This is a genomic window from Sphingorhabdus sp., assembly GCF_040079335.1.
Taxonomy (GTDB): Bacteria; Pseudomonadota; Alphaproteobacteria; order Sphingomonadales; family Sphingomonadaceae; genus Sphingorhabdus_B.
The window spans coordinates 1-3,016 of sequence record NZ_JBEBKL010000098.1 but is presented as its reverse complement, the minus strand read 5'-3'; the positions used below and the strand labels follow the sequence as shown (position 1 = coordinate 3,016).

Here is a 3,016-nt window from a genome sequence, read left to right as displayed (position 1 = left end):
CAGCGCGACTGCAAGGTTGTTACCGGCAATCACTGCCGACGGCGCTTTCGCCTTGCCGAAAGGGGCAATAATATCAGGCCAAACGCTGTGCCAATGAACGCCATTATCGCGAACAGGATCAATATGGGATGGCTGGTGTTTTCACGTGTTTGCAGATCCATGATATGCAGTCCCCACATGAAATCAAAGATGCGCCACTGGCCGCTGCGGATCGCCAGCAGGCTGCCGGTATCTGCATCGACATAGACGTTCGCGCCGTCGGCAAAGGCAATTTGCCACGCTGCTTTTTCCTTGCGCAAATCTATGGGTGGAGCGTCAGCCGGACTGTGCGTTGCCGACATAATTTCCGTATTTGGTCGGTACCATTGCCGGGCAATCGCGCGCGCCTGTTCCTCGGTAATCGGGGGAAGCCAGCGGCCATCAGACGCCGATGCGCGCATTTCGTGGCCATGCGCGAACGCCGCGATCCACACTGGACCATCCCATTGCTGCTCCAGCTTTATCGACAGCGGCGCGCCGTGATCGGATGGAAGCTTAGGAAAAACGGGGGTCGCGTTGGTCGCTAGAACCGGTGGCTCCGCCTTTAGCTGAACCCCGCGCACTTCATCAATTGGCCGTGCCACCATCCAAAGGCCTGTCGCTGTCCAGATTAGCAACGGAATACCGATGAGCCAGCCCAGCCAGATGTGAATGCGACCCAGATTACGACGTGCGGACATGGCGCTTACATATGGATCGGCTTGCCCGTCACCGCCATGGCCGCTTCCTTCAGCGCCTCGGCGTGCGTCGGGTGGGCGTGGCAGGTATAGGCGATGTCTTCGGATGTTGCGCCGAATTCCATCGCAAGCGCGGCTTCGGCGATCATTGTTCCGGCGAGTGAAGCAATGATGTGGACGCCGAGTACGCGGTCGGTTTTGGCGTCGGCGATAACCTTCACAAAACCGTCAGTGTCGCGGTTGGTTTTGGCGCGGCTGTTGGCCATCATCGGGAATTTTCCGACTTTGATGTCGAGGCCTTTGGCCTTGGCTTCTTCCTCGGTCAGGCCGACATCGGCGATTTCGGGCATCGTGTACACAACGCCGGGGATGACGTCATGATTGACGATGCCGGTCAGTCCAGCGCAGAATTCTGCCGCTGCAATGCCTTCATCCTCGGCCTTGTGGGCCAGCATCGGGCCGGGGGTTACGTCGCCAACGGCATAGATGCCCGGGACATTGGTTTGGAAATCATGGCCGACTTCGATCTGCCCGCGTGCGTTGAGCGTGACGCCTGCTTTGTCAAGTGATAGGCCGTCAGTATTGGGGCGGCGGCCAATGGAGACAAGAACGCAATCGGCTTCGATTGTTTCGGATACTCCGCCCGCTGCGGGTTCGACGGTCAACGTCGCTTTGCTACCCTTGACGGCCGCACCGGTGACTTTGGTTCCGGTACGGATGGTGAAGCCTTGCTTCTTGAATATCTTCGCGGCTTCTTTGCGGACTTCTGCATCCATGCCGGGCAGGATTTGGTCGAGATATTCGACGACAGTGACTTCGGCCCCCAGCCTGCGCCAGACGCTGCCCAGTTCCAGCCCGATCACTCCGCCTCCGATGACGACCATATGCTTAGGTACTTTGGGAAGCGCCAATGCTCCGGTCGAATCGACGATGACTTTTTGGTCTACCACAACGCCCGGTAAAGGTGTGACCGACGAACCGGTGGCGATCATGATTTTATCGGCGGTGTAGGTCTTGCCTGCGACTTCGACAGAGTTCGCCGAGGCAAAGGCAGCCTGACCTTTCAGCCACTCGACCTTGTTCTTCTTAAACAGAAACTCGATCCCGCCGGTCAGCTCGCCCACGGCTTTGACTTTTTCCGCCTGCATCTGGTCCAGATCGAGGCTGACGCCTTTACAGTTCACGCCGAACTTTGCCAGCACGCCCGAATGCGCCTCTTCATACAGCTCCGACGCATGCAGCAAAGCCTTGGATGGAATGCAGCCGACATTCAGGCACGTCCCGCCCAAAGTCTCGCGGCTTTCGACACAGGCCGTCTTCAGCCCCAGCTGCGCTGCACGAATCGCAGCCACATATCCGCCGGGTCCAGCGCCGATAACGATTAGGTCATAATTCGCCATGCATATTCCAATTCAGCAATAATAGGTGATTATAGCATCACCATGTTCTGCGGCTAGGTTCGCAAAATCGCGTAACCCTTCGAAATTCTCGAGCGCGTATTCTCGGATATCTTCAACGTCGCCTCGTTCGATGACATCCCCCATATAAAGGTCGGTCAGTGGCATCTGTTCAGGAATAAAGCGCGCAAAGAACTGCTCGGTGGCCAGTACTGACGCAGCAGCAGCAAACTGGCGAACCCTTTCCGCCGAAATAACGTTGGGTTTTCCAAGGCCAAGGTCAAGATCGGCTAGAGGGTTAAGGTCATCCCCGATAAGCGCAAGCGGCCCCTCACCGCGACCAGCGTCGCCACAAAGCAGGTAGTGGATGATATGCCATGCCTTATCGAGGTCAGCTTCATCGCCCTCCTGACGATTTGGTATTGGCCCCGCGTCAGGTTTAGGCGTTGACCCTAATAGCTTTGAAAAAAAGCCTGGCTTCGGCTCCTCATAAACATCATCTTCCGGATAAAGAAACTCGGCCAAGGCCTTGGGCCGATTGCGCAGGATTTCGATATTCTCTGGACTTGTCCGAACGAGACAATATGCGATTCCCACAGCAGTCCTCCTTTACAAATCGATTAGCAAGCGGGTGGGGTCTTCGATTGCTTCTTTGATGGTTTTCAGCGCGGTCACAGCTTCGCGGCCATCGATCAAGCGGTGGTCATAGCTGAGCGCCAGATACATCATCGGGCGGATGACGATTTCGCCATTGCGTACAACGGGGCGATCCTCGATGCGGTGCAGGCCGAGTACAGCCGACTGCGGGGGATTGATGATCGGTGTGGACATCAGGCCGCCAAACACGCCGCCGTTGGAAATGGTAAAGGTGCCGCCCTTCATATCGTCCATCGTCAGGCTGCC

The 3,016-nt window shown here is 56.9% G+C and carries 4 protein-coding genes; all 4 read right to left on the bottom strand.

The window, feature by feature from the left end:
• Positions 1–29: 29 nt before the first annotated feature.
• Positions 30–719, bottom strand: a complete 690-nt coding sequence (locus ABL922_RS14340) for a PepSY domain-containing protein (RefSeq protein ID WP_349024891.1) — start codon at positions 717–719, stop codon at positions 30–32.
• Positions 720–724: 5 nt separating this feature from the next.
• Positions 725–2,116 carry a dihydrolipoyl dehydrogenase gene (gene lpdA, locus ABL922_RS14335; protein WP_349024890.1) on the bottom strand — a complete coding sequence of 464 codons (1,392 nt, stop codon included), beginning with the start codon at positions 2,114–2,116 and terminating at the stop codon, positions 725–727.
• A gap of 12 nt (positions 2,117–2,128) precedes the next feature.
• Positions 2,129–2,710: a DUF1877 family protein gene (locus ABL922_RS14330; protein WP_349024889.1), complete on the bottom strand. Its 582-nt coding sequence runs from the start codon at positions 2,708–2,710 to the stop codon at positions 2,129–2,131.
• A 12-nt stretch (positions 2,711–2,722) separates the two neighbouring features.
• On the bottom strand, positions 2,723–3,016 hold a 294-nt coding region (locus ABL922_RS14325; protein WP_349024888.1), incomplete at its 5' end, for a 2-oxo acid dehydrogenase subunit E2.